This window comes from Duganella sp. CT11-25 (genome assembly GCF_047302815.1).
Lineage (GTDB): Bacteria > Pseudomonadota > Gammaproteobacteria > Burkholderiales > Burkholderiaceae_D > Rugamonas.
On sequence record NZ_JBKBFD010000001.1, the window covers coordinates 2,921,035 to 2,947,552 of the forward strand.

Below are 26,518 nucleotides of genomic sequence, written 5' to 3' on the forward strand. Positions count from 1 at the left end.
TTTTTCAAACTATGATATGACATTTCATATTATGAGATTTCCCCATGAAAATCTTGTGCATCGCAGCATCACCAAGCCGCCGGAAACAAGGCGCACTGCGCTCCGGCGCTTTATAATCCTGCTTTCCTCTCCAACCTGGTTAAATCATGCCTGCTCAACTGATCGACGGAATCGCCCTCTCCCAAAAACTGCGCGCGGAAATTGCTGCACGTGCTGCCGCCCTCACCGCCAAAGGCAAACAACCCGGCCTGGCCGTGATCATCGTCGGCGACGACCCGGCCAGCCATGTGTACGTGCGCAACAAGGTCAAGGCTTGCGAAGACGCCGGTTTCTATTCGCTGAAGGATCAATACCCTGCGGACCTGACCGAAGCCGCGCTGCTGGAACGCATCGCCGCGCTGAACGCCGATCCGGCCATCCACGGCATCCTGGTGCAAATGCCGCTGCCCAAGCACATCGACCCGCACAAGGTCATCGAAGCCATCTCGACCAAGAAAGACGTCGACGGCTACTCGGTGCTGAGCGCCGGCGAGCTGATGGCCGGCCTGGACGGCTTCCGCCCATGCACGCCGTACGGCTGCATGAAGCTGATCGAAAGCACCGGCGTCGACCTGCGCGGCAAGCACGCGGTGGTCATCGGCCGCAGCAACACCGTCGGCAAGCCGATGGCGCTGCTGCTCTTGCAAGCCAACGCCACCGTCACCATCTGTCATAGCGCGACCCCGGACCTGGGCCTGTACACCCGCCAGGCCGACGTGGTGGTGGCCGCGACCGGCCGCCGCAACACGCTGACCGCCGGGATGGTGAAGCCGGGCGCGATCGTGATCGACGTCGGCATCAACCGCGACGACGCGGGCAAGCTGTGCGGCGACGTCGACTTCGCCGGCATCAAGGAAGTGGCGTCGCACATCACCCCGGTGCCGGGCGGCGTCGGTCCGATGACGATCACCATGTTGCTGATGAACACGGTCGAGGCCGCAGAGCGTACCTAAAGACCGTCGTCCCCGCGTCCGCGAGGACGACGGCGTAACGAACATATTGGAACTGATGATGACTACAGACGCTATCAACCCCCTCCTCGACTTTTCCGGCCTGCCGCGTTTCGACGCGATCAAGCCCGAGCATGTCACGCCTGCGATCGACGACCTGCTGGCCAGGAGCCGCGCCGTCGTCGCGCAACTGGAAGCGCCAGCCGGACCAGCGAGCTGGGACAGCTTCGTCACGCCGCTGGAAAACGCCACCGAGCTGCTGGGCCGCGCCTGGGGCATCGTCAGCCATCTGAACAATGTGGTCGATACGCCTGAACTGCGCGCCACCTACAACGACAACCAGCCGAAGGTGACCGAGTTCTGGACCGAGCTGTCCCAGAACGAAGCGCTGTTCGACAAATACAAGGCGCTGCGCGCCTCGGCGGAATTCAACAGCCTGTCGCCGGCCCGCAAGCGCATCATCGACAACGCCATCCGCGACTTCCGCATGGGCGGCGCCGAACTGCCGGCCGAGCAGAAGCAACGCTTCGCCGAGATCCAGGAACAGCACGCCGCCGTCTCGACGCGCTTCTCGGAAAACGTGCTCGACGCCACCAACGACTACAAGCTGCTGGTCGCCGACGAAGCCGGCCTGGCCGGCCTGCCGGCCGACGTCAAGGCCGCCGCGCGCGCCGCCGCAGAAAAGGAAAACAAGGACGGCTACGAATTCTCGCTGCACTTCCCGTCCTACTTCCCTATCCTGCAATTCGCCGACAAGCGCGAACTGCGCGAAACCATCTACCGCGCCAACGCCACCAAGGCCTCCGAGCAGGGTGAGGTCTTCAGCAAGAAGGCAGACTGGGACAACACGCAAAACATCGTCACGCTGCTCCAGCTGCGCGACGAGGAAGCCAGGCTGCTGGGCTATAGGAATTTCGCCGAAGTGTCGCTGGTGCCGAAGATGGCCAAGTCGCCCGACGAAGTCATCGCCTTCCTCGAAGACCTGGCCAGGCGCGCGCGCCCGTTCGCCGAGCAGGACCTGGCCGAGCTGAAAAAATTCGCCGGGGACGAGCTGGGCCTCGAAGAACTGAAGGCCTGGGACATCCCCTACGCTTCCGAAAAACTGCAGGAGCGCCGCTACGCCTTCTCCGCGCAGGAAGTGAAGCAGTACTTCCCTGAACACAAAGTGGTCGACGGCCTGTTCCGCCTGATCCAGAAGCTGTTCAACGTCGAGATCAAGCCGGACGAGGCGCCGGTCTGGCATAAGGACGTGCGCTTCTTCCGCATCGAGCGCGACGGCAAGCTGGTCGGCCAGTTCTATCTCGACCTGTACGCGCGCGCCGGCAAGAGCGGCGGCGCCTGGATGGACGACGCGCGCGGCCGCCGCGCCGACGGCAAGTCGGTGCAAACGCCGGTCGCCTACCTGACCTGCAACTTCACCGAGCCCGCCGTTGTCGACGGCGAGGCGCAGCCGTCGCTGTTCACGCACGACGAAGTGACGACGCTGTTCCACGAATTCGGCCACGGCCTGCACCACATGCTGACGCAGGTCGACGAGCTGGCCGTGTCCGGCATCTCCGGCGTCGAATGGGATGCGGTGGAACTGCCGTCGCAATTTATGGAAAACTTCTGCTGGGAATGGGAAGTGCTGGAACACATGACGGCGCACGCCGTCACCGGCGAACCGCTGCCGCGCGCGCTGTACGACAAGATGCTGGCCGCGAAGAATTTCCAGTCCGGCCTGATGACCCTGCGCCAGGTCGAGTTCTCGCTGCTCGACATGCACCTGCACTACGACTACGACGCATCGACCGGCAAGACCGTGCAGCAAGTGATCGACGAAGTGCGCGCCAAATTCGCGCTGATCATCCCGCCGGCGTTCAACCGTTTCCAGAACTCGTTCGGCCACATCTTCGCCGGCGGCTACGCGGCCGGCTACTACAGCTACAAGTGGGCCGAGGTGCTGTCCGCCGACGCCTACGCCGCGTTCGAGGAAGCGCAGGCGCTGGGGCCCGCCGCCGCCACCGAGACCGGCAAGCGCTACCTGCAGGAGATCCTGTCGGTGGGCGGCTCGCGCCCGGCGCTGGAATCGTTCACCGCCTTCCGCGGCCGCGAGCCCAGCATCGACGCGCTGCTGCGTCACAGCGGCATGGCGGCCTGATCATGAAACGGCCGGCGCTGCTGCTGATGGTGCTGCCCGCGCTGCTGTGCTTCGGCACGGCCGGCGCGCAGGTCTACAAGTGGAAGGACGACAAGGGCGTGACGCATTACAGCGACCAGCCGCCGCCGCCGTCCACGCCGGCCAGGACCCGGGTCGAAGTCAAATCCTTCAGCACCGGCGGCGCGGTCGAACTGCCGCCTGAGCTGGCCGACGCCGCGCGCAATCGGCCCGTGACGCTGTACACCACCGGCCAGTGCCAAGGCTGCGACAACGCGCGCGCGATGCTGATGGCGCGCGGCATCCCCTTCCGCGAAAAGACCGTCAACAGCGCCGACGACCAGGCCGCGTTCAAGCAGGCCGGCGGCGCCAACCAGTTGCCGCTGCTGCTGGTCGGACGCACCAAATTGGCCGGCTATGAACAGAGCGGCTGGGACGGCGCGCTGACCGAGGCCGGCTATCCGGCGGAGAAGCGCTTGCCGTCGAATTACCAGTATCCGCCGGCGGTCGCCGCCGCCCCGCCGCCGCCGCAGCCACCGGAACTGGCGCCCATGGAAGAGCAAGCGCGCAAGCCGCTGCCGCCGCTCAATGCGCCGCCGGGTTTCCAGTTCTAAAATCACAGCGCGGCGGCGACACGATAGCGACGCGGTAGCAACATCGATGCCAGCGGCATTCACAAATTTCGCATAAACTGGAATCCAGCGCCTGCCACGCGCAGGCGATTCCCCTCTAGAGAACAGATCAAACAGCTATGACACGCATCGATTTCCACACCAATGTGCCGGACAAGGTCGCCTACGCCTGCCGCCTCGCGCGCAAGGCCTGGGCCGCGAACAATCGCGTGGTGCTGATGGCGGAAGATGAGGCACAACTGGCGGAACTTAACGCGGCGATGTGGACATTTTCCGCCGCCGACTTCCTGCCGCATGTGGTCGCCGGCGACGCCCTCGCCGCGCAGACGCCGATCATTCTCACCGACAACGATGAGGCGGAATTACCACACACCCACAAAGAATTATTGGTCAATTTATCGCGCCGCGCGCCTGGCCATGTCGCGCAATTCGAGCGCATGATCGAAGTGATTTCCTCAGACGAGGATGATGCGGCTGCCGGCCGCAAGCGTTATGTCGCATACAAGCAGCAAGAGTACCCACTTACCCACTTTGTCACAGGAAAATCATGAGCCAAGCCCAATCGTTTGACGCCAGTATCCCTGTATTGACGGAAGTCCTGAAAGCCGAGCCGCTGGGCGATGAACTGCTGCCCGGCGAAGCCAGCGCTTCCGCCGCCCGCGCCACCCCAGCCCAACAGGCCGCCCAGCTCGAGGCGGACGCCGTCGACGGCTGGAGCGAGGCGGAATGGGCGATGATGGAGCATCGCCTGTCGGTGCGCATCATGCACCAGCTGCAATCGCGCGTGGACTTCGTGCTGGAGCAGCGCATCAAGGACAGCATGGCCGAAGTGCTCAGCCATGCCTTGCATGACCTGACCAACGAAATCCGCATCGGCCTGCACGATACCATCGAGAAAATCGTCGCCCGCGCCGTCTCGCAGGAACTCACCCACCTGCAGGCGCAGAAGAAGTAAGCCCCTCCTCCCCCGGTCCGCGTCCATTCCAGTGCGCGGACCGCACTCTTCCCGGGCATCCCCGCATCAAATGAGGGAAATGCTCCACAAAAGTACCCATCCCTGCGTTTCCAGCTTTGCGCCGCGAATAATTTGTTGTACCTTTTGGCCTTGCAGAATAAATCTCAACCACTGGAGAATGTATATGCTGTTCAAGACTAAATTCATTCCACTCGCCATCGCCCTGGCATTCGCCGGCAGCGCCGGTGCGCAAGAGGTGATCAAGATCGGCCACGTCGGCCCGGTCTCCGGTCCATCGGCTCACCTCGGCAAGGACAATGAAAACGGCGCCAAGATGGCTGTCGAGGAATTGAACGCCAAAGGCTTCAAGATCGACGGCAAGCCGGTCAAGTTCGTACTGCAGCTGGAAGACGACGGCAGCGATCCGAAACAGGGCACCGCAGTGGCGCAAAAGCTGGTCGACGCCAAGGTCAACGGCGTGATCGGCCACTTGAATTCGGGCACCTCCATCCCGGCCTCGAAGATCTACTTCGACGCCGGCATCCCGCAGATTTCGCCGGCCACCACCCAGACCAAGTACACGCAGCAGGGCTTCAATTCGGCCTTCCGCGTGGTCGCCAACGACGCCAAGCTGGGCGGCACGCTGGGCACCTACGCGGTCGGCAAGCTGGCCGCCAAGAAGATCGCCGTCATCGACGACCGCACCGCCTACGGCCAGGGCGTGGCGGATGAATTCATCAAGGGCGCCAAGAAGGCGCTGCCCGGCGTGCAGATCGTCGCCAAGGAATTCACCAACGACAAGGCCACCGACTTCAACGCCATCCTGACCACCGTCAAGGCCAAGAATCCCGACCTGGTGTTCTTCGGTGGCATGGACTCGGTCGGCGGCCCGCTGCTGCGCCAGATGAAGGCGCTGGGCATCAAGGCCAAGTACATGGGCGGCGACGGCATCTGCACCGAACCGTTCGCCAAGCTGGCCGGCGACGCCGCCGTCAACGGCCTGGTGACCTGTGCCGAAGCCGGCGGTGTCACCGGCGACCAGCAAAAAGGCATGGACGACTTCGTCGCCCGCTACAAGAAGAAATACAACGCCGACGTGCAGATCTATTCGCCGTATGTGTACGACGCCGTGATGACGATGGCCACCGCGATGCAGGAAGCCAAGTCGTCGCAGCCGGCCAAGTACCTGCCGTTCCTGCACAAGATCAAGTACCAGGGCGTGACCGGCCTGATCTCGTTCGACGCCAAGGGCGACATCAAGGATGGCGCGATGACCTTGTTCACCTACACCGATGGCAAAAAGACCAAGGTGGAAGTCATCAAGTAAATCCCGCGGCCATAAAAAAAGCCCACATCGCTGTGCGGCGGCCTTGGCCGCTGCAAGCGATGTGGGCTTTTTTTCGGCCTAGGGCCGCGGCATCATTTCTGCGACAGCACCCATTTCACCAGCGTCTTGGCATCGGCCTCGCTGACCTGCGGATTGGCTGGCATCGGGATCGCGCCCCAGGTGCCGGAACCGCCCTTGATCACTTTGGTGACCAGCTTGGCTTCGGCATCTTTCTGGCCGGCGTATTTGGCGGCCACATCCTTGTAGGCCGGACCCACCAGCTTGGTGCCGACCGCGTGGCAAGCCATGCAGTTCTTGGCCTTGGCCAGATCCAGGCCGGCATCGGCCAGCGCCGCTTGCGACGCCAACGCCGTTGCCATTACTACCCCAACCATCATCAAATTGCGTTTCATTGTGCTCTCCAGGTAAGTGCTACTCGATTCTGCCAACAATTCTACCGTGTTTTCCCATGGAACATTAAACGCCATACCGGATATCCCCGTTGACCAATAATAGAATATTGCTCCCTGTAAAGCCGTTTTGTTTGTAAGATGGAGGAAGAGAAGGAGATCGTCATGCCCATTATCCTGTTGATCGCCGCCCTGTGCGGGCTGCGCTATTTTGAAGTGTGGAAGTTCGGCCAGCTGTCCTGGTGGTGGATCATCGGCCTGATGATACTGGCCTTCGTCTGGTTCGAATTCCTCGAACCGATGCTGGGCTTCGACAAGCGCAAGGCCCACAACGAAGACGAAAAGCGCCGCAAGGCGCGGGTCAAGCAAAACTTCGACAAGAAATAAGCGCGATGGGCAAGGCGCGCCGCCGCGCCCATCGCCGATTTACCACACCGCCTCACTCCTTCCCTGCAAGCCGGTTTCGCGCCGAGCTTGCCTTCCGGACGCGTTCCTCCTGCTGCGACAGTCCAATTAACCTTTCCACACGACAACGTCAATCGCAATTTTTCCTGTTGCGTTGATGCTGAAAGTGATTATTGGAGATGTTTACGGCGCTTCCAATCCCTAACATCAAGGTGCTCCACCAAATTTCGCATTTGCTTATTTGGAAAGCGTATGTAGGCCTTGAGGAGGGTGTATGAAATTTCGGAATCTGACAATTGCAACGCGGCTGGGCATCGGCTTTGGCCTGGTTGCCGTGTTCCTGATGGTGGTGATCGCGCTGGGCTTGACCAGCATGCGGCAAATCCAGGACCGGATGGATGAAGTGACCAAGATCAACAACGTCGAAACCCGTCTGGCCCAGACCATGGACCTGACCGTGACCGAGCGCGCTCTGGCGCTGCGCAACCTGATCCTGCTGAAGGAAGCCAAGGAAATCCAGATCGAAGTCAACCGGATCGCCGAGCAGGAAAAGAAATACGCGACCGCGCAGGACAAGCTGAGCCAGATGTTCGCCACGCTGGAGAGCACATCGGCCGACGAGAAACAGCTGCTCGGCCAGATCAAGCAGCAGGCCGAACTGGCCGCCCCCTTCATCCAGCGCGCCGCCGGGCTGGCCCTGGAGGAAAAACAGGACGAGGCCTACAAGCTGCTGCGCTATGAATTCCGCCCGGTGCAGAAGCAGTGGTGGGAACTGGTGCGCAAGCTGATCGCCATCGAGGAAAAACAAAACACCGAAGGCGCGGCGGCGGCCGAGGCGGCCTACGCCAGCGCCCGCCTGGTGATGCTGATCATCGGCTCGATGGCGCTGGTCACCAGCCTGATCGCGGCGGTGCTGATCACCCGCGGCGTCACCCGCCAGCTCGGCTGCGAGCCGGCCGAAGCGGCCGAGATCGCCGGCCAGATCGCCGCCGGCAACCTGGCGGTGCACATCGCCACCCGCGACGACGACAAGCACAGCCTGCTGTTCGCGATGCGCTCGATGCGCGACAACCTGTCGCAGATCGTCTCGCAGGTGCACGCCAGCACCGAGACCATCGCCACCGCGGCCGGCCAGATCGCCTCCGGCAACCTGGACCTGTCCTCGCGCACCGAGCAGCAGGCCAGCACGCTGGAGGAAACCGCCTCCTCGATGGAAGAGCTGACCAGCACCGTGCGCCTCAATACCGACCATGCGCGCCAGGCCAACGGCCTGGCCGAATCGGCCTCCGACGTCGCCGCCCAGGGCGGCGCGGTGGTGGCGCAGGTGGTCGACACCATGGCCGCCATCGACGTGTCGGCGCGCAAGATCGTCGACATCATCGCCGTCATCGACGGCATCGCCTTCCAGACCAATATCCTGGCGCTGAACGCGGCGGTGGAAGCGGCGCGCGCCGGCGAGCAGGGCCGCGGCTTCGCCGTGGTGGCCACCGAGGTGCGCAACCTGGCCCAGCGCTCGGCGGCGGCGGCCAAGGAAATCAAGGACCTGATCGGCGACTCGGTCGACAAGGTCCAGGCCGGCAACCGGCTGGTCGAACAGGCCGGCTCGACGATGCACGAGGTGGTGGCCAGCGTCAAGCGCGTCACCGACATCATGTCCGAGATCATGCTGGCCAGCCAGGAGCAGTCGTCCGGCATCGAACAGATCAACAACGCGGTGACGCAGATGGACGACGTCACCCAGCAGAACGCGGCCTTGGTCGAGGAAGCGGCCGCCGCCGCGCAGGCCATGCAGGAACAGGTCAACGACCTGAACGCGGTGGTCAGCGTGTTCCGGGTCGAAGCGAAAGCGGGCGCGGCGCGTCCCGCGCTACAATTGATGGTCGGCGCCGTCACGCCGCGCCGCCCGGCGCCGCGCGTGACGGCGGCGCGCACACCGGCGCTGGCCGGCGGCGCGCGCAGCGCCAAGGCGCCCGAGCCTGAGTGGGAACAGTTCTAAGCCAACGCACCGAGGAGCGGACATGGGCAAACTGGACAAGATCAGCGATACGAACGGAGCCGTCGCTCCCCACATCTTTTGGCACGCCGGCCAGGTGACGGCGGAGGCGCGCTGGCGCCAGGCCGGCCAGAAGGCGGCCACCGTCTGGCTGACCGGCCTGAGCGGCGCCGGCAAGTCGACCCTGGCCTGCGCGCTGGAGGGCCGCCTGATCGGCGCCGGCCACCTGGCCTACGTGCTGGACGGCGACAACCTGCGCCACCACCTCAACCGCGACCTCGGCTTCTCGCCGGCCGACCGCCAGGAAAACATCCGCCGCAGCGCCGAGGTGGCGCGGCTGATGAACGACGCCGGCCTGATCGTCATCTGCGCCTTCATCTCGCCGCTGCGCAGCGACCGCGAGGTGGCGCGCCAGATCATCGGCGCCGACAATTTCGTCGAGACCTACGTCAGCACGCCGTGCGCGGTGTGCGAAGAGCGCGACCCCAAGGGCCTGTACAAAAAGGCCCGCGCCGGATTGATCCCGGAATTCACCGGCGTCTCGGCGCCCTACGAAGTGCCGCTGGAGCCGGCGATGGCGCTGGACACCGGCGAGCTGTCGCTGGAACAGTCCAGCGAGCGCCTGTTCCAGTACCTGTCGCCGCGCTTCATCTGACATCATGAACCCCCACATCACCGGCGGCGCCGCGACGGCGCCGCATTACGACGTCTTCAACGGCGATGCCGACGGCATCTGCGCGCTGCACCAGCTGCGCCTGCACGCGCCGGCCGATGCCGTGCTGGTGACCGGCGTCAAGCGCGACATCGAACTGCTGCGGCAAGTGCCGGACGGCGCGGACGGCATCGTGGTGCTGGACATCTCGCTCGACAGCAACGCCGGCGAGCTGCGGCGGCTGCTCGACAGCGGCGCCACGGTGGACTACTTCGACCATCATTCAGCCGACTGCGCGGCCGGCGGCGCCTTCGACCATCCCCGGCTGCGGCTGCATTGCGACGTCGCGCCCGACGTCTGCACCAGCATCCTGGTGGACCGCCACCTGGGCGGCCGCCACCGCCCCTGGGCCGTGGCCGCGGCCTTCGGCGACAACCTGGAGCAGCCGGCGCGGCAACTGGCCGCCAGCCTCGGACTGGCCGACGACGCCGTCGCGGCGCTGGCGCAACTGGGCCAGGTCATCAACTACAACGCCTACGGCGAATGCGTGGAAGACCTGCATATCGCACCGGCCGCACTGTACCGCGCGCTGGGCGGCTACGAGCATCCGCTCGATTTCATCGCCGCCAGCGATGCCTACCGCTTGTTGAGCGACGGCTACCGCGAAGACTGCGCGCGCCTGCAGCACCTGCAACCGTACTGGGACGCGCCGGGACGCGCGGTCTACCTGCTGCCGGCCGCCCCGTGGGCACGCCGCATCAGCGGCGTGCTGGCCAACCGCCTGGCGGCGCAGCACAGCGGCGCCTCGTTCGCCGTGCTCAATGAGCGCGGCGACGGCAGCTATCTGGTCAGCGTGCGTTCCGGCTCGCCGGCGGCGCTCAGCGCCTGCGGCCTGTGCCGGCAGTTCGACAGCGGCGGCGGGCGCATGGCGGCCGCCGGCATCAACCGCCTGCCGGCCTCCGAGCTGGGCCGGTTCCTGGACTGCTTCCGCCACTATTTCGCCGCGCCCGCGGCCGAGCGCCATGCGGGCTAGCGAACCTCTGCCGCTGGGCGCCGGCGCGCAGCCGCAGGCCGCGTCGCCGCTGCCGCTGCCGCTGCCCACGCTGGCGCTGCTGTTCCTGCGCATCGGCTGCACCAGCGTCGGCGGCTTCATGGCCATGGTCTCGGTGACGCAGAACGTCATCGTCGAACGCCGCCGCCTGCTGCCCGCCTCCGACCTGCTGGACGGCCTGGCGCTGGCCTCGGTGCTGCCGGGCCCGGTGGCGATCAATGTCGTCGCCTACACCGGCTACCGCCTGCGCGGCGTCGCCGGCGCCGCCATCGCCATGCTGTGCGCGGTGCTGCCGGCCTTCCTGTGCATCGTCATGCTGGGCAGCCTGTATTTCCGCTTCGGCAGCATGGACGCGGTGCGGCCGCTGTTCCATGGCATTACGCCGGCCATTGTCGCCGTGGTGCTGGCGGCCGGCTGCCGCCTGTGGTCGTCGGCGGTACGCGATTCCCGGCAGATGGCGCTGGGCGTGGCCGCCGCGTTGCTGCTCACCGTCGTCCCCGGCCTGCCGACCACGCTGGCGGTGATGGCGCTGGCGGCCGCCGTCGGCTATCAATACCGCGGCCGGTCCGCCGCGCAGGCGGCGCCGGTGCAGGGCGCCGCGCCGGCCGCGCCGCCTCGCAGGCTGTGGCGCATCGCGCTGGCGGCGGCGCTGCCGCTGGCCTGGCTGGCGTCGCTGACGCTGCAATCGAGCCTGCTGCCCAAGCTGGCCGGCGTGTTCGCTGGCATGAGTTTGCTGACCTTCGGCGGCGGCTACGTCTTCATCCCGCTGCTGCAGCACACCGTGGTCGACACCTACGGCTGGCTGCAGCCGCGCGAGTTCGTCGACGGCCTCGCGCTGACCCAACTCAGTCCCGGGCCGGTGATGATCAGTTCCGCCTTCGTCGGCCTCAAGGTGGCGGGCGTGGCCGGCGCCATCGCCGCCAGCGCCGGCATGTTCATTCCCAGCGCCGTGCTGATGATCGCCGCCAGCGGCGCCATGCAGCGCATCCGCGGCTCGGCCGGGGTGCAGGCGGCGCTGTGCGGCGTGCGCGCCGCGCTGGCCGGCATGGTGTTTTCGGCGGCCGCCGGCATCGCCCATCTGGCCACGCCATCGTGGCCGTCCGTTTTGATTGGTGCACTGGCGCTGCTTGCGCTGGTGCGTTTTCGTATCGATGCCGCCTGGGTGGTCGCGTGTGCCGCCCTCGCCGGCTGGCTGGTTTTCTGAGGAGAGATGAAATGACCGTTACACACGCCACCACGGGCGCGGCACGTCCGCGCCCCGTCATGATGATACCGCTGCGCCGCTGCGGCAGCCATGCGCTGCGTCTGCGGCTGAATATGTCGCCGCAGTTCTATTCCCCCTACCCTCTGCATATCGTCGACCTGATGCCGCTGGCGCAGCTGTACGGCGACCTGCGCGACGACCGCGCCTACTTCCGCATGGTGGTCGACGTGGTCGGCCTGCAGGAGGTCAGCATGGTCAAGTGGCCCGAGGTGGTGTTCGATCCGGTGGAGATTTTCGAAGCGATCCGCCACCAGCCGCGCAGCATGCACCGCGTGGTGTGGGAGCTGCTGCTGCGCGCCGGCGAACGCCGCCAGGCGCAGGTGGTGATGGACAAATCGCTCGACAGCGTGCACTACGCCGACGAGCTGATGACGCTCTACCCCGACATGCTGTTCGTGAACGTGGTGCGCGACCCGCGCGCGCAGGTGGCGTCGATGAACCGCGCCATCATCCACGACTTCGACACGCTGCTCAACGCGCAGACCTGGGTGGCGGCCCACCAGGCGGCGGACCACGTGATGCGGCACTACCCGGACCGGGTGCTGACGATACGCTATGAGGACTTCCTGTCGCAGCAGCAGGCCACGCTGGAGACGCTGTGCGACTTCCTCGGCATCGCATTCCTGCCGAAGATGCTGGACGTCGCCGGCTCGCAGGAAGCCAGGCAGATCTCGCAGTTGTCGGCGCTGTGGTCGTCCAACTGCTACCCGCCGATCGCCGCCAACATCGACAAGTTCAAGCAGCAGCTGTCGGTGGACGAGATCAACGTCATCGAAACGCTGGCAGGCGACTACATGGACCGCTACGGCTACACGCGGTTGACGCCGGGCGACGCCGCCATCTCGCCTGAACTGCGCGACCTGGCAGGCGGCCGCTCCGACGAAGGCCGCGAGCGCGCGTGGCGCAATCTGGAACAGGACAACTTCCGCGACTACGTGCTGCGCCGCTGCCGCGCCGATTATCTGGCGCAGCTGCGCGGCCGCCTGGGACAGCATGCCGCGCAGCCGGGCCGCAACGCCATCGTCAAGCTCGACGAGCTTGATCCGGCGGCGTTCGAGGTAACCGACTAGCGCTTCAGCTGCGACAGGTCGCGCACGGCGCCGCGGTCGGCGGAGGTGGTCAGCGCCGCATAGGCTTGCAGCGCCTGCGAGACGTAGCGCTCGCGGTTGATCGGCTTCCACGCGGCGTCGCCCTTGGCTTCCATCGCCGCGCGGCGCGCCGCCAGGTCGGCATCGCTGATGCGCAGGCTGATCTTGCGGTTCGGGATGTCGATGTCGATCATGTCGCCCTCTTCCACCAGGCCGATCGCGCCGCCTTCCGCCGCTTCCGGCGAAGCGTGGCCGATCACCAGGCCCGACGAGCCGCCCGAGAAGCGGCCGTCCGTGAACAGCGCGCACGCCTTGCCCAGGCCCTTGGACTTGATGTACGAGGTCGGATACAGCATTTCCTGCATGCCGGGGCCGCCTTTCGGACCTTCGTAGCGGATGATGACGACGTCGCCCTCATGCACGGTGTCGCCCAGGATGGCCTCGACCGCAGCGTCCTGGCTCTCGAACACGCGCGCCTTGCCGCTGAATTTCAAAATGCTTTCGTCGACGCCGGCCGTCTTCACGATGCAGCCGTTTTCCGCCAGGTTGCCGTACAGGACCGCCAGGCCGCCGTCCTGCGAATAGGCGTGCGCCTTGTCGCGGATGCAGCCGGTGCTGCGGTCCAGGTCCAGCGCGTCGTAGCGCTCCGACTGCGAGAACGCGGTCTGCGTCGGTACGCCGCCGGGCGCGGCGCGGAACAGCTGGTGCACCGCCGGATCGTCGGTGCGCTTGACGTCGTTGCGTTCGATCGCATCGCCCAGGGTCGGTGCGTGGATGGTCGGCAGCGACGTGTCCAGCAGGCCGGCGCGCGCCAGTTCGCCCAGGATGGAGACGATGCCGCCGGCGCGGTGCACGTCCTCGATGTGGTACTTGTCGGTCATCGGCGCGACCTTGCACAGGCAAGGCACCTTGCGCGAGATGCGGTCGATGTCGGCCATGTCGAAGTCGACTTCCGCCTCGTGCGCGGCGGCCAGCAGGTGCAGCACTGTGTTGGTGGAACCGCCCATCGAGACGTCCAGCGCCATGGCGTTTTCAAACGCGGCCTTGGTGGCGATGGAGCGCGGCAGCACCGAGTAGTCGTCCTGCTCGTAGTGGCGCTTGGCCAGTTCGACGATCAGGCGGCCGGCGCGCAGGAACAGCTGTTCGCGGTCGGAGTGCGTGGCGACGATGGTGCCGTTGCCCGGCAGCGCCAGGCCCAGCGCCTCGGTCAGGCAGTTCATCGAGTTGGCGGTGAACATGCCCGAGCAGGAACCGCAGGTAGGGCAGGCGGAACGCTCGATCTCGGCGACGTCGGCGTCGCTGACGGTCTGGTCGCCGGCCTTGATCATGGCGTCCACCAGGTCCAGCTTGATGATCTTCTGCTTGCCGTCGACCACCTTCAGCACCTTGCCGGCCTCCATCGGGCCGCCGGAAATGAACACCACCGGAATGTTGAGGCGCATCGCGGCCATCAGCATGCCCGGCGTGATCTTGTCGCAGTTGGAGATGCAGACCATCGCATCGGCGCAGTGGGCGTTGACCATGTACTCGACCGAATCGGCGATCAGGTCGCGCGACGGCAGCGAGTACAGCATGCCGCCGTGGCCCATGGCGATGCCGTCGTCGACGGCGATGGTGTTGAATTCCTTGGCGACGCCGCCGGCCTTCTCGATCTCGCGCGCGACCAGCTGGCCCAGGTCCTTCAGGTGCACGTGGCCGGGGACGAATTGGGTAAAGGAGTTGACCACGGCGACGATAGGCTTGTCGAAGTCGCCGTCCTTCATGCCGGTGGCACGCCACAGGGCGCGTGCGCCGGCCATGTTGCGGCCGTGGGTGGTGGTGCGGGAACGGTATTGCGGCATGATGTTTCTCCTGATGTTGCTTGGCTGGTAAGGCGGGCTTAAGACCGCTGGCTTAGCATGACAGATTGCCTTGCCCCTGCCCCAGTGTCAAATATATGATTTTCGACTCTGTGAGTCGTATAAAATATCACAAGGCATCATTTCAATAGTAAACGATATGAATCTAGAATTGCGGCAACTGCGCTATTTCGTCACCGTGGCCGAGGAACTCCATTTCGGCAAGGCGGCGCTGCGCCTGCACATGACGCAGCCGCCGCTGTCGCAGACGATACAGGCGCTGGAAGAGCTGCTGGGCGCCCCGCTGTTCGAGCGCAACCGGCGCGGCGTGGCGCTGACGCCGGCCGGCCAGGCGCTGCTGCCCGAGGCGCGGCGCATGCTGGCGCAGTCGCAGGAACTGCCGCAGCTGGTGCAGCGCGCCGCCGCCGGCGAAGTCGGGCGCTTGAGCCTGGCCTTCGTCTCCTCGGCCGACTACAGCGTGCTGCCGCCCTTCCTGCGCGCCTACCGCGCCGCCTACCCGCAAGTCCAGATCACGCTGCAGGAGGCGACCTCGGACCTGCAGCTGGACGACCTGCTGCAGAACCGCATCGACGTCGGCCTGCTGATCCCGCCGCTGCCGGACAAGGCGAAACTGGAACTCGACTACCTGCCGGTGCTGAACGAACCGCTGGTGCTGGCCCTGCCCGCCGGCCTGCCGGCGCTGAAGAAGAAAGGCAGGCTGGCGCTCGCCGCGCTGCCGCCGCTGCCGCTGATCGTCTTCCCGCGCGCGATCTCGCCGGCCCTGTACGACGCCATCCTGTCGGTGTTCCGCGAGGCGGGCGTCACCCCGGAGATCGGCCAGCAGGCGATCCAGATGCAAACCATCGTCAGCCTGGTCTCGGCCGGCATGGGGATGGCGCTGGTGCCGCAGTCGGTCTCCAACCTGATGCGGCCCGGGGTAGAATACCGGGCGCTGAGCGACGCCACGCCGCTGGTCGAGACCGGCCTGGCCTGGCGCCGTGACAATGCCTCGCCGGTGCTGCGCGGCTTTTTGGAATTATTAAGGAAGAACACCCTATGCTGATACACCCGATGCCCGATCCGATCGCCCTGCAACTGGGGCCGGTGGCGATCCACTGGTATGGACTGATGTACGTACTCGCCTTCGCCATGTTCATCACGCTGGGCCGGGTGCGCATCAAGCAGCCGCACATCGCCGCGCAGCTGTGGCGGAAAGAGGACCTGGACGACATGCTGTTCTACGGCATGCTGGGCGTGGTGATCGGCGGCCGGCTGGGCGAGGTGCTGTTCTACGAACCGGTCAAATACTTCTCCGATCCGATCGAGATCTTCAAGGTCTGGCACGGCGGCATGTCCTTCCACGGCGGCTTCATCGGCGTGCTGATCGCGATGGCGCTGTGGGCGCGCAAGTCGGGCCGCAACCTGCTGGACGTGTACGACTTCATCGCGCCGCTGGTGCCGCTGGGTTACGCGGCCGGCCGCCTGGGCAACTTCATCAACGCCGAACTGCCGGGCCGCGTGGTCGGCGATCCGTCGCTGCCGTGGGCCATGATGTGGCCCAACACCGCCTATCCGCTGTCGCCGAATCCCGTGTTCCTGCAAGGCCTGCGCCATCCGTCGCCGATCTACCAGTTGCTGATCGACGGCCTGCTGGTGTTCGCGATCCTGTGGCTGTACTCGCGCAAGGAGCGTCCGCGGCTGGCGGTCGGCGCCTTCTACACGCTGCTGTATGGCTGCGCGCGCTTCTTCACCGAATACTTCCGCACGCCGGACTGGGAAACCACGGTCCTCGGCATGCCGATCACCTCGGGCCAGGTGCTGTCGCTGCCGATGATCGTCGGCGCCGTCGCGATGCTGGTGTGGGCCTACAAGGTCAGGCAGAAAGGCCGCGCACCGCTCAAATAGCGTTTGTGGAGCGCGGCATCCCGTGATATTGTTTATTTTGAATTATTTTTAAACAATCTCAAGGAATGCCATGATCACTCGATACGCCAAGGCCGCGATGGTCGGCGCCAGCCTGCTGCTGTCACTGACGGCGCAGGCAAGTACCTACAGCTTCATCGGCGGCGCCACATTTGATGTCTACTACGACACCGCGGTCCTGGGAAACAATGTCTCGCTATCGGGAGACAAGCTGTCCCTCGATTTCAGCGACACTTCGTCCTTCTACCTGAATACCAATCCGTATGACTCTCCGCTGGTGGTGGTGCCGCACGCGGGCTATGAGCTCTCGCACTACGTCCCAGGCATTGCTACGGCCACGGCCACCCTGCTCGCCCCCGGCGGCTGGAGCGCGCTCGGATCCACGGCGCTGTATGGCGGCACCTTCACCGGCGGCGCCTTCGGTTACCAGAACTTTGTGGCGGAGACCAACACCTACGGCAACCACCAGCTGTTCCTCGGCGACGGCACGCGAAACGTCGCCATCAGCTCCTGGTACGATATCGTCTACTACGACATGGACCCAGGCACCAACTACGCCGCCTATGCGGTGAACTTCCAGGGTGGCGCATCTGCCGACTCGGATGACGGGATCGTGGTGCTGCATTCGCCCAACGTCAGCTTCTCTTTTACGCTGACTGGCGCGCCGGTGACACCGGTGCCGGAGACGTCCACCTGGCTGATGATGGCGGCAGGGCTTGCGCTGCTTGGAGCGAAGGCTAGGCGTTCAGCAGCTTGACGATCGTCTTCCATTGCGCCGGCGTGACCGGCGTGATGGACAGGCGGCTGCCCTTCTGCAGCACCACCATCTCTTCCAGCGCCGGTATCGTGCGCAGCTCCGCCAGCGACAGCAGGCGCGTTTTCCGCGTGCCCTGCACATCCACTGAAATCCAGCGCGGCTGCTCCTGCGTGGCCTTGGGGTCGTAGTACTTGCTGTCCTTGTCGAACTGCGTCGCGTCCGGATACGGACCGCCGACCACGCGCGCCAGGCCGGCGATGCCAGGCTCCGGGCAGCTGGAGTGGTAGAACAGCACCCCATCCCCGTCCCGCATCTGGTCGCGCATGAAATTGCGCGCCTGGTAGTTACGCACGCCGAACCACGGCGTGGTCTGGCCCGGCGACGCCATGACGTCGTCGATACTCACTTCATCCGGCTCGGATTTCATCAACCAGTATTGCATCAGCGTTCTCCAGGCGAAAAAAAACGGCTGCGCACTCACATGCTTGCAACCGCTTCTTTAGTGTTAGTACCCCGCCTGTGCCGTCTTTGCCGGCATCCCGAACCAAACGGTTCAAGGTGGTCACAGTTAGTTCAATTTCGGGTTCATCGGACTAGCGACGCTCACGCCCATCGAACAAAATTCCGCAACCGGTGCACATAAATGGTTCAAGGAATATATGGCAATCGCGAACACCGCAGGGTGAGACGAAGTTTACTCTCTTGTCCGCCGCAAAGGAAGAAGTTTAGCGAATTAAAACAGGGTTTCTTGCGGAGTCAGTGCGGAATCCAGCACTTTGTGCATGGCCGCGATCTTGGTCTGCACCTCGAGAATCGACATGTCGGACAACGGTCCCTGCGGCGCTTTCACCGACAGGAATTCCGCCGCCATGCCCAGCGCCGCCATCACGGCGATGCGGTCGTTGCCCTTGACTTTGCCGGCGTCGCGGATGACGGTCATCTTCTTGTCCAGGAAGGCCGCCGCTTCGCGCAGCGCGCGCTCTTCGTCTTCCTTGCAGACCAGTCGATACGGCTGCCCCATGATGGTGACATCCAGCTGAATCATCGTACATCCTCATTGTCAGGCAAGTCGTCGGCATCGGCGCCGTCGAGCGCGGGGATTTTTTCGAGCAAAGCCTCGACCCGGCCGGACGCTTCGCTCAGGCGGCGTTGGTAGCCCATGTTCTCCACCACGAGGGCGGCATTGGCCTGGCGCAGTTGCGCATTTTCCCGACGCAGCGCGACGGTCATCTCGGCCAGCTGGTCGATTTTGTCGGATAGTTCTTGGAATTCAGAAATCATCCCGCCACTATAGGGAGCGCGCGATGCGCCGTCAACCGAATCGCGTGCGGGACGCCGTTTTTGAGCCCCAAGCACGCGATTTATTTACACGCCGTCAACAACGGGTTGCTACTTTGCCAGCAAGGGCTCGATGGTGACATGGCCTTCGATGCCGCTGCCCTGCCCCGCTTCCGCCTCGACGATCACGTTGATCTCGCGCTTGCCGGCGCCGGCCGGCAGCGGCAGGTCCAGCGCGGCCGGCGCATAGCTGTCCTTCTTGCCCAGCAGAACGCCATCCAGCCACACCTCGGCCTTGCCGCGTATGGACGCGAAGCGGATGCCGCCGTTGCCATCGGCCAGGTTCTTACGCGGCGTAAAGCTGGAGCGGTACAGGTGGAACTTGCCGCCCGCCTTGGCGATCATCGGCGGCGAACCCCAGCCCCAGGTGTTCATGTCGAAGCCGGCCAGCTTCTGCACCGGATCCGGACGCGCATCGCCTTCCGGCGCGATGCGCCAGCTGCGCACGAAGGTCAGCGGCGCATCGGCCGCCGCCACGTAGGGCTGCGCCGCCACCTGCCGCACTGGAATCGTCACGCGCGCGCTGCTCAGTCCCGGCGCGCTGGCGCTCACGGTGATGGCCTCCTTGCTGTCGTAGCTGGTCTGCACGATCAGCTGCGCCAGGCCGTTGAACAGGCGGCGCGTGGCGCCCTTCTCGTCCTCATGCGAATTCGGATCGCCGTTACCGTGGCCGATGGAGCGGCCGCCGCCCGTCACGTCGAACGTCACCTGCGCATCGGCCAGCGGCACAGCGCGGCCTTGCGCGTCCAGCGCGCGCACGGTGATCGGCATCGCGTCGCGGCCGTCGCCGGCCAGCTGCGCGCGGTCCGGCACCAGTTCCAGCGCCACCGGCGCGCCGGTGGTCTCGACCGAAGTACGCACCACCTCCTTGCCGCCGCGATAGCCGATCGCTTCCAGCTTGCCCGGCGCGTAGGCGACGTTGAAGTTATTCATGCGGAACGGATCGACCTGCTGCTCGCCCAGCACGCGGCCGTTCAGCAGCAGCTGCACGCGCTCGACGTTGGCCATCACCATCACGCGGATGTCCTTGCCTTCGCTGCCGCTCCAGTTCCAGTGCGGCGCGATATGGATCAGCGGCTTGTCCTTGATCCACTGTACCTGGTGGATGTAGTAGGCGTTCTTGGGGAAGCCGTTCAAGTCCATGATGCCGAACACCGAGCTGACCGACGGCCACTCGTTCGGCGTCGGCTCGCCGCGGTAATCGAAACCGGTCCAGACGAAGCCGCCCGCCACATAAGGGCGCGTGGCGATGGCCTCCCATGCGTCGCGGTGGGTATTGCCCCATTGCGCCGCATCGTCGTCATAGCTGGCGATCAGGTTCTTTTCCTTGACGGTCTTGAACTCGCCGCGCGTCATGAAGGCGGAGGTATCCTCGGAACTGGTGAACGGCTTGTTCGGATACGCCTTGTGGTACTTGTCGTAGTCGGGCACCTGGTAGTTGGCGCCCACCACGTCCACCGCGTGCGACACATTCAGCTCGGTCAGGAAGCCGCCGTTCATCGCCGCCGTGACGGGACGGGTGTCGTCCAGCGCCTTGACGGCGGCCGACATGCGGCGCACCATCTCGTAGCCGACTTCGGTGGCCTGCACCGGCTCTTCGTTAAACACCGACCACAGGACCACGCCCGGATGATGGCGGTCGCGCTTGACCATCCACTCCAGCTGCTTCATGTAGTCCGGCGACGGATTGAAGTTGCGGTTCTCGTCCATGACGACAAAGCCCATGCGGTCGACCAGGTCCAGCACCTCGGCCGCCGGCGCATTGTGCGAGAAGCGGATCGCGTTGACGCCCATCTCCTTCAGGCGGCGCAGGCGGTACTCCCATACCGAGTCCGGAATCGCCACGCCCACGCCCGCGTGGTCCTGATGGATGCACACGCCCTGCAGCTTCGTATGCACGCCGTTCAGGAAGAAGCCCTGCGCCGCGTCGAAGCGTATGGTGCGGAAGCCGGTATGCAGCGCCAGTTCATCCTGCTGCCTGCCATCCTGCAGGACGCGCGTCGCCACGCGGTACAAGTTGGTTTTCTCCAGCGACCACAAGGCCGGGTTATCGATGGTGACCGGCAGCTGCACGGTGCTGGTGGCCAGCACGCCCACGCGCGCGGCGGCGGTGCGCTGCGCGACCTGCTTGCCGGACGGGTCGAACACGGTCACTTCCACCGTCACGCCGGCGGCCTGCTTGCCGCTGTTGTTCAGCGTGACCTCGACCGGAATGCTCCACTGCTGGCCATTGGCGATGCGCTTGCCGATGCGCGGCGTGGCGTGCACGCCGTCGGTGGCGATATGCACCGGGCTGCGCTTGACCAGCCAGGCGTGGCGGTACATGCCGGCGCCTTCGTACCACCAGCCTTCCATCGCTTCGGCGTCGGCGCGGATGGCGATGGTGTTCATGGAGTCGCCGTAGCGCAGGTAAGGCGTGATGTCGATATTGCTGGCATTGTAGCCGGACCAGTTGCGGTTCACCACGTTGCCGTTGACCCAGACCGTGGCGTGGGTGGCGATGGCGTCGAACTGCAGTTCGAAGTGCTTGCCGCGGTCCGACGGGCCGACGCGCAGGTAGCGGCGATACCAGCCGATGCCGCGCGGACGATAGCCCTGCGAGACGTTGGCCTTGGGATCGAACGGTCCTTCGACCGCCCAGTCGTGCGGCAGGTCCAGCTTGCGCCAGTCGGAGTCGTCGTATTCATTGCCGGCCGCGCCGCCGGCGCTGCCGGCCTTGGCGTTGCCATAGGATTCCTCATGGCCGACGATGGGCGGCTGGACGATGTCGCCCAGGTGGAACAGCCAGCCGCGGTCCAGCGACAGGCGCTCGCGCACCGGCGCCGCAGGTGCGGGCGCAGCGGAGGCCTGCACGCAGGCGGTCAGCAAAAGCAAAGCGGAGCACAGCCTCCGCCAGTGAGTCATAAATGGTTTCAAGCTGCGCTCCCGAAGAATAAAAAAAACGGAGCAGCGCCATCACGCACCGCTCCGCCAAACCACGATAAAAACGTCGTCGTTCCCGCACAAGCGGGAGCGACGTATCAAAGCTTGAAGGACAAGCCCAGGTTGAAGCGGCGGCCGAACTCGGTGACTTCCTGCTGCACCGGAATGTTCGAGCTGGTGTAGACAGCCTTCTGGTTGGTCAGGTTGTCGATGCCGAAGCGCAGCTGGATCTGCGGCGTCAGCTGCTTGGCCAGGTTCAGCGTCAGATAGGTCTCCGCTTCGTTCATGATCAGCTGTCCGGCGCCCCAGGTCGGATTACGCACGAACGCGCTGTGATAGTTGGCCGACAGGCGGGCTTCATAGCCGGCTTTCTCGTACCACAGGGTCACGCCGCCATTGCTCTTCATCAGGCCCTCGATCGGATACGGATTCCCCACCGGCGTCTGCTCCTTGATATTGCTGGTGGTATAGGCATAGTTGCTGGCGATGCCCAGGCCGTCGAACGGCGCCGGCAGCGAAGTGAACGCCTGCTGGTACACCAGCTCCAGGCCGCGGATGTCGCCGCCGTCGCCGTTGACCGAACGGGTCAGCGTCGCGGTACGGCCGTTGACGGTGGTGGTGTCGCTCTCGATGGCGATGTAGCGCGAGACCTTTTTGTAGAAGGCGCCGGCCGACAGCAGCGAGCCTTTGCTGAAGTACCACTGGTATGACAGGTCGACCTGGTTGGCCATCATCGGCTTCAGTTCAGGATTGCCGGCGCTGCCGGTGATCGGCTGGCTGGTCTGCGTCACGTTGCTCAGGTTGCGGGATGCGCGCATCTCGTCCAGCGGTGCGCGCGACATGGCGCGCGCCACGCTGAAGCGCACCTGGCGTTCCTGCGCTTCATCCATGTTGAAGATCAGGTTCAGGCTAGGCAGGATCTCGGTGTACGAGGTGCCGCCTTCGACCGGCGTCGCCGCGGCGTTCTCCAGCGATTGCATGCCGTAGCCGGTCTGCTTCGTATGCACGAGACGAACGCCGACGTTGCCGCGATAGGTCTTGCCCAGCGCTTCGCCATCCAGATCGCCCTGCACGTAGGCCGAGGTGCTGCGCTCCTTGACCTTCCAGCCAGCCAGAGCGTCGTTGCGGATCTGCCAGTCTTCCTGCACCTGGCCGTTAGGATTGAAAGCGTTCGGGCCGAACGCGGTGGCGATGGTGCCGTCGAAATCCTTCAGCGCGATAAATGCCGGGTAGCCGCTGACGTTGACCGTCTCGTAGGCCGAAGAAGTAATCTCGGATCCTTTTTTCTGCGCCAGGGTCCAGGTGGTCTGGCGGTAGCTCTTTTCACGGTCGCTGGCGCGCACGCCGACCTTGATGCGGCTGATGAAGCTGTTTTCCAGAGGACGCGATGCGCTTAAGCTGAAGGCATTCAGCAAATCCTTCACATGGCCGTCGTTGTCGACGTACAGCGTCGGCGCGCCGAAGTTGGCCGGGTTGCCGCTATCGATGCCGAAGCTGTAGTCCTGCTTCTCGTCGCCGGTGAACGACCAGGTGACAGGCACGCCGCCGTTGGCGTTCATGCGCAGGTCGCGCCACTGGCTGCTGCGCATGGCGTGCGACGTCGACAGGTCGGATTCCACTTTCCAGTCGCCGACGTTGAACTTGCCGTTCAAGCCGCTGGCGGCCACGCTGGTGTCCTGCACGTAGACGAAATCGTTGGTGATCAGGGTGGCGTTGCTGATGGTGCCGCCGGCCACGTAGCCGTCGCGGATATCCAGCTTGCTGTAGGCGCCGGAGTTGCCGCCGTCCCAGTTGCCCAGATTGTCCGCCCAGTGCTGCAGGCCGCGTTCCTTGATCTTCGCTTGCGCGTAGTAGGTGTCGGCGGTGATCAGCACATCGCTGTTAGGTTTCCATTCCAGCTTGCCCAACACGCTGGCGCGCTTGTCCTTGCCGTAGCGGGCCTCGTCCTGGAAGCCCCAAGGCGTCTTGTCGACTTTGCCGTCGCCGTTGATGTCGGCCGAATGGTCTTCGTTGAAGCCCCAATGGCGCTTGTTCTTCTGCACCGAAGGCTGGTCCTGGTAGCTGAAGGCCAGCGCGGCGCCGATGGTCTTGTCCGCGAACTGGTCGATATAGACACCGCCGATACGCGGCGCGGTCTTGTCGGCGCCCTGGATATCCTTGGCCAGCGGGTAGTACAGCGCATCGGCCTTCAACGAGATCTGGCGGCCGTTGTACTTCAGCGGCGACACGGTTTGCAGGTCGATGGTGGTGGCGATGCCGCCTTCCACCAGTTCCGCGTTCTGCGATTTGTAGACGGTGGCGCCGCTCAGCGACTCCGACGGGAACTGCTCGAAACGCACGGCGCGGTTAGGCTCCGACGATGCCAGTTCGCGGCCGTTCAAGGTCGCGCCGATGAAGCGCGGGCCCATGCCGCGCGCCACGATCTGGCTGGCGTTGCCGCGATCGAGACCGGACGACAGGCCAGGCAAGCGCGCCAGCGATTCGGCGATGGTGGTATCCGGCAGCTTGCCGATGTCTTCCGACGACACCACTTCGACCATGCTGTTGGAGGCTTCCTTGGCCGCCAGCGCATTGCGCACCGAGGCACGGATGCCGGTCACGTTGACTTGCTGGATATCGCCCGCGGCTGCGGCGTCCTGGGCAAGCGCCTGTTGTACCAGCAAAGGGGAAGTGAAGAGCGTGGCGATGAGCCAGCTCATTTTTTTATGTTTCATTGTGCATCTCCAGTGTTTGTATATAGCCCGTCTCTGATACAGAGTGGACGGATAAACTGGATGCTAACGAAACACTAATTTACAAACCAATAGATTATTGCGTGCGCGCCATACCAAGTTCGTATATCAAGCGGAAGCAGGCGGCCGATAGTGAGGGTAGATGCTGGCTGCGGCATCGCGCAACGCGATCAGCATCGCATCCGCGCCAGGCGAGAGCTGGTGTCGCTTGCGCGTCACAATGCCGAAGGAGTCCATGCTGACGCCGAGATCGAACGGCAAAATCGTCAGCAGTCCCGCTTCGAGATACGGCTGCACGGCGTCGGAAGGCAGCGCGACGATCATGTCGTTGCTCATCAGGAGACTAGCAACCACCGGCATGTCCAGCGTTTCGACGGTTTCCGCCGGCTGCTCCAGGCCGTGCGACAGGAACAGCGCGGTGAGGCGGTCGCGCAGGATGCTGCCGGCCGGCGGCAGTATCCAGCACTGCCCCATCAGCTCTTCCAGCGTCAGGTCGGTGCGGCCCGCCATCGGATGGCTGCTGCGCGCGATCAGCAGATGCGGCTCGTCGGTCAGCGGTTCGAAATTCAATTCATCGGCCGCCTCGGTATCGAGGATGCGGCCCACCACCAGATCCAGCTCGCCGCTGCGCAAGCGCTCGACCAGCACCTTGCTGGTCGACATGGTGACGGCGACATGCACGCGCGCGTGGCGCGCCTTCAGCAGGTTGATCGCTTTCGGCACCAGGCCGGTGGCGGGCGCCAGCACGGTACCGATGCCGACACGCCCGCGCAGGCCGGACAGCAGCTCCATCACCTCCTGGTGCGCCGCGTCCATCTCCGCCAGCGCCGCGCCGGCGCGCCGTATCAGCACCTTGCCGTACCAGGTCGGCGCCACGCCGCGCGACAGGCGCTCGAACAGCTGCACCCCCAGCGCGTGTTCAAGCTCGCCCAATAATTTGGACGCGCCTGGCTGAGTCAGGTTGGCGGCTTGGGCGGCATGGGCGATGGAGCCGTGACGGCCCAGCTCGACCAGCAAGACCAAATGGCGGGTTTTCAGGTGGGAACGAACAAAGCGATCTGAGCGGGAATCGGTCATATTGGTGATTATTTTGATCGCCCATCATAAAGGCGGGCTGAAGCAGCGTCAATCACCGTTGCGAGTGGAACGCGGCGCTGGAACCGGTACCGCTATCATCAAACAACGTATCGGCGATGCCCGGAGCCAGTCCGGCCGCCAGATCGGGCGGCAAACCGTACAGGCCGCCGCGCGCGCCGAGCAGCAGCAACTGGTCCAGCCGCGGGCCGCCATAGGCGACGCTGGCCGCTTCCTCGCGGACCAGGGCGATGCGCTGGCGCACCTTGCCGCCCGTATCGTATTGCACCAATGCACCACCCTGCACGCTCCACAGATGGCCGACGCTGTCGACCACCGCCGCGCCGGCGCCCTGCTCCAGCGGCTCGGCCAAGGTTTCCACTTCGCCAACCTTGGCCCGCTCCGCATCGTAGCTGCATTGCATGATGGCGCCGCCCGCGGTGTCGGCGAAGTACATGCGCCGGCCATCGGGGCTGAAGGCGATGCTGCCGGCCGTCACCACCACCGGCAGCGCCAGCCGGCGCAGGCCATGGTGCTGGGAATACTGGTAGAAACTGCCGATCGGCCGCCGGTCCTGCGCCGTGTTGGCGGTGCCGAAGACGAAATTGCCGCTGCGGTCGGTACAGCCGTCGCTGATGCTGGTGCGCGGCTCGGCGGCGTCGATGGTGGTCAGCACCTGGGCCAGCAGCGGGCGGCCGGGCTGGCCCGAAGGCTGGCCGGGCAGCGGCAAATCCACCATGCCCAGGCGCTTACCCAGGCCCAGCAAGACGCGGCCGGAGCCGCAGCAGGCCATCACGCAGGCGCTTTCCAGCATGCGCACGCCGCTCGGCATGCCGGCCGGGGCCGGCCAGGCGTACAGCTGGCTGCCCAGCGGATCCGGCCAGCGCCAGCACTGGCCGGCGGCGTCCCAGCGCAGCGCGCTGCCGGCTTGTCCGACCCGGATCAGCATAATGCCGGGGGTGGAGGCGACGGTCGTGCTGGCTGTACTCATGCGGCAAATGCTCCTGAAATGGGGATGACAACGGATCGCG

Annotated in this window: 24 protein-coding genes and 1 other RNA gene; 15 read left to right on the forward strand and 10 right to left on the reverse strand. The window is 65.0% G+C overall.

What is annotated here, in order from left to right; translation table 11 throughout:
* The first annotated feature begins 146 nt into the window (after positions 1-146).
* From folD to ACEN9F_RS12475, 6 genes are all read left to right on the forward strand, one after another.
* Complete coding sequence (gene folD, locus ACEN9F_RS12450) at positions 147-992, forward strand: bifunctional methylenetetrahydrofolate dehydrogenase/methenyltetrahydrofolate cyclohydrolase FolD (RefSeq protein ID WP_413420329.1); 846 nt, start codon at positions 147-149, stop codon at positions 990-992.
* A gap of 55 nt (positions 993-1,047) precedes the next feature.
* A complete protein-coding gene (locus ACEN9F_RS12455) occupies positions 1,048-3,129 on the forward strand; it encodes a M3 family metallopeptidase (RefSeq protein WP_413420330.1) in 2,082 nt (693 codons plus the stop codon).
* Positions 3,130-3,131: 2 nt separating this feature from the next.
* Positions 3,132-3,740: a DUF4124 domain-containing protein gene (locus ACEN9F_RS12460; RefSeq protein ID WP_413420331.1), complete on the forward strand. Its 609-nt coding sequence runs from the start codon at positions 3,132-3,134 to the stop codon at positions 3,738-3,740.
* 137 nt (positions 3,741-3,877) lie between these two features.
* Positions 3,878-4,309, forward strand: a complete 432-nt coding sequence (locus ACEN9F_RS12465) for a DNA polymerase III subunit chi (protein ID WP_413420332.1) — start codon at positions 3,878-3,880, stop codon at positions 4,307-4,309.
* On the forward strand, positions 4,306-4,713 hold the full coding sequence (locus ACEN9F_RS12470) for a hypothetical protein (RefSeq protein WP_413420333.1): 408 nt from the start codon (positions 4,306-4,308) through the stop codon (positions 4,711-4,713). Before ACEN9F_RS12465 ends, ACEN9F_RS12470 begins: the two co-directional genes overlap by 4 nt.
* Positions 4,714-4,897: 184 nt before the next feature.
* Complete coding sequence (locus ACEN9F_RS12475) at positions 4,898-6,040, forward strand: branched-chain amino acid ABC transporter substrate-binding protein (RefSeq protein WP_413420334.1); 1,143 nt, start codon at positions 4,898-4,900, stop codon at positions 6,038-6,040.
* Between the two features lie 92 nt (positions 6,041-6,132).
* Here the strand turns inward: ACEN9F_RS12475 and ACEN9F_RS12480 are convergent, their stop codons facing one another.
* A complete protein-coding gene (locus tag ACEN9F_RS12480; protein WP_413420335.1) occupies positions 6,133-6,453 on the reverse strand; it encodes a c-type cytochrome in 321 nt (106 codons plus the stop codon).
* A gap of 162 nt (positions 6,454-6,615) precedes the next feature.
* Here ACEN9F_RS12480 and ACEN9F_RS12485 point away from each other — a divergent pair, with 162 nt between their 5' ends.
* The 6 genes from ACEN9F_RS12485 (at position 6,616) to ACEN9F_RS12510 (ending at position 12,885) form a co-directional block, all read left to right on the forward strand.
* Positions 6,616-6,837, forward strand: a complete 222-nt coding sequence (locus ACEN9F_RS12485; RefSeq protein ID WP_413420336.1) for a TIGR04438 family Trp-rich protein — start codon at positions 6,616-6,618, stop codon at positions 6,835-6,837.
* 292 nt (positions 6,838-7,129) lie between these two features.
* The gene (locus ACEN9F_RS12490; protein ID WP_413420337.1) at positions 7,130-8,851 is read left to right on the forward strand and encodes a methyl-accepting chemotaxis protein; all 1,722 of its coding nucleotides are present in this window, start codon (positions 7,130-7,132) and stop codon (positions 8,849-8,851) included.
* Positions 8,852-8,873: 22 nt separating this feature from the next.
* Positions 8,874-9,503, forward strand: coding sequence for an adenylyl-sulfate kinase (gene cysC, locus ACEN9F_RS12495; RefSeq protein WP_413420338.1), 630 nt, complete (start codon positions 8,874-8,876; stop codon positions 9,501-9,503).
* Positions 9,504-9,507: 4 nt separating this feature from the next.
* Positions 9,508-10,533 carry a DHH family phosphoesterase gene (locus tag ACEN9F_RS12500; protein WP_413420339.1) on the forward strand — a complete coding sequence of 342 codons (1,026 nt, stop codon included), beginning with the start codon at positions 9,508-9,510 and terminating at the stop codon, positions 10,531-10,533.
* Positions 10,523-11,755, forward strand: a complete 1,233-nt coding sequence (gene chrA, locus ACEN9F_RS12505; RefSeq protein WP_413420340.1) for a chromate efflux transporter — start codon at positions 10,523-10,525, stop codon at positions 11,753-11,755. Before ACEN9F_RS12500 ends, chrA begins: the two co-directional genes overlap by 11 nt.
* A gap of 11 nt (positions 11,756-11,766) precedes the next feature.
* Entirely contained in the window at positions 11,767-12,885 is a 1,119-nt protein-coding gene (locus ACEN9F_RS12510; protein ID WP_413420341.1) for a sulfotransferase family protein, read from the forward strand.
* On the opposite strand, the gene ilvD is transcribed toward ACEN9F_RS12510, so the two are convergent.
* Positions 12,882-14,744 carry a dihydroxy-acid dehydratase gene (gene ilvD / locus ACEN9F_RS12515; RefSeq protein ID WP_413420342.1) on the reverse strand — a complete coding sequence of 621 codons (1,863 nt, stop codon included), beginning with the start codon at positions 14,742-14,744 and terminating at the stop codon, positions 12,882-12,884. The two genes, ACEN9F_RS12510 and ilvD, sit on opposite strands and share 4 nt — an antisense overlap.
* Before the next feature lie 157 nt (positions 14,745-14,901).
* Here ilvD and ACEN9F_RS12520 point away from each other — a divergent pair, with 157 nt between their 5' ends.
* The 3 genes from ACEN9F_RS12520 to ACEN9F_RS12530 all read left to right on the forward strand — a co-directional run bounded on the left by ACEN9F_RS12520 (position 14,902) and on the right by ACEN9F_RS12530 (position 17,421).
* Positions 14,902-15,804 carry a LysR substrate-binding domain-containing protein gene (locus ACEN9F_RS12520; protein WP_413420343.1) on the forward strand — a complete coding sequence of 301 codons (903 nt, stop codon included), beginning with the start codon at positions 14,902-14,904 and terminating at the stop codon, positions 15,802-15,804.
* Complete coding sequence (gene lgt / locus ACEN9F_RS12525) at positions 15,798-16,646, forward strand: prolipoprotein diacylglyceryl transferase (protein WP_413420344.1); 849 nt, start codon at positions 15,798-15,800, stop codon at positions 16,644-16,646. The genes ACEN9F_RS12520 and lgt overlap by 7 nt, the downstream gene beginning before the upstream one ends.
* Before the next feature lie 70 nt (positions 16,647-16,716).
* On the forward strand, positions 16,717-17,421 hold the full coding sequence (locus ACEN9F_RS12530; RefSeq protein WP_413420345.1) for a hypothetical protein: 705 nt from the start codon (positions 16,717-16,719) through the stop codon (positions 17,419-17,421).
* Here the strand turns inward: ACEN9F_RS12530 and ACEN9F_RS12535 are convergent.
* The 8 genes from ACEN9F_RS12535 to ACEN9F_RS12570 form a co-directional block, all read right to left on the reverse strand.
* On the reverse strand, positions 17,402-17,863 hold the full coding sequence (locus tag ACEN9F_RS12535) for an EVE domain-containing protein (protein ID WP_413420346.1): 462 nt from the start codon (positions 17,861-17,863) through the stop codon (positions 17,402-17,404). The two genes, ACEN9F_RS12530 and ACEN9F_RS12535, sit on opposite strands and share 20 nt — an antisense overlap.
* Positions 17,864-17,927: 64 nt before the next feature.
* A non-coding RNA gene (ssrS, locus tag ACEN9F_RS12540) (6S RNA) lies at positions 17,928-18,108 on the reverse strand.
* 46 nt (positions 18,109-18,154) lie between these two features.
* Positions 18,155-18,466: a cell division protein ZapA gene (locus ACEN9F_RS12545; protein ID WP_413420347.1), complete on the reverse strand. Its 312-nt coding sequence runs from the start codon at positions 18,464-18,466 to the stop codon at positions 18,155-18,157.
* Complete coding sequence (locus tag ACEN9F_RS12550; protein ID WP_413420348.1) at positions 18,463-18,702, reverse strand: hypothetical protein; 240 nt, start codon at positions 18,700-18,702, stop codon at positions 18,463-18,465. The genes ACEN9F_RS12545 and ACEN9F_RS12550 overlap by 4 nt, the downstream gene beginning before the upstream one ends.
* Positions 18,703-18,810: 108 nt before the next feature.
* On the reverse strand, positions 18,811-21,633 hold the full coding sequence (gene galA / locus ACEN9F_RS12555) for a beta-galactosidase GalA (RefSeq protein ID WP_413420349.1): 2,823 nt from the start codon (positions 21,631-21,633) through the stop codon (positions 18,811-18,813).
* A gap of 146 nt (positions 21,634-21,779) precedes the next feature.
* Entirely contained in the window at positions 21,780-24,395 is a 2,616-nt protein-coding gene (locus tag ACEN9F_RS12560) for a TonB-dependent receptor (protein ID WP_413420350.1), read from the reverse strand.
* Positions 24,396-24,521: 126 nt separating this feature from the next.
* Positions 24,522-25,490 (reverse strand): LysR substrate-binding domain-containing protein, encoded by a 969-nt coding sequence (locus ACEN9F_RS12565; protein ID WP_413420351.1) that lies wholly within the window; start codon positions 25,488-25,490, stop codon positions 24,522-24,524.
* Positions 25,491-25,542: 52 nt separating this feature from the next.
* Complete coding sequence (locus ACEN9F_RS12570) at positions 25,543-26,478, reverse strand: SMP-30/gluconolactonase/LRE family protein (RefSeq protein ID WP_413420352.1); 936 nt, start codon at positions 26,476-26,478, stop codon at positions 25,543-25,545.
* Positions 26,479-26,518 lie beyond the last annotated feature (40 nt).